Source organism: Haloprofundus marisrubri (assembly GCF_001469955.1).
In the GTDB taxonomy this organism is placed as follows: Archaea; Halobacteriota; Halobacteria; order Halobacteriales; family Haloferacaceae; genus Haloprofundus; species Haloprofundus marisrubri.
Genome location: NZ_LOPU01000033.1, coordinates 1 through 202, shown reverse-complemented (window position 1 = coordinate 202; position 202 = coordinate 1). Strand labels below are relative to the sequence as shown.

The 202-nt window shown below is 60.4% G+C and carries 1 rRNA gene; it reads right to left on the bottom strand.

The window, feature by feature from the left end:
* Positions 1–202, bottom strand: a 16S ribosomal RNA gene (locus AUR64_RS16965); the annotation flags it as partial.

Below are 202 nucleotides of genomic sequence, written 5' to 3'. Positions count from 1 at the left end.
CCCGCGTGTTGCCCAGCACATTCGGGGCATACTGACCTACCGTTGCCCGTTCCTTCCTCCGTGTTAGCCACGGCAGTCTCCTTAATGTACCCAGCCAGCCGGAGCTGCTGCTGGCAATTAAGGATGCGGGTCTCGCTCGTTGCCTGACTTAACAGGACGCCTCACGGTACGAGCTGACGGCGGCCATGCACCTCCTCTCAAT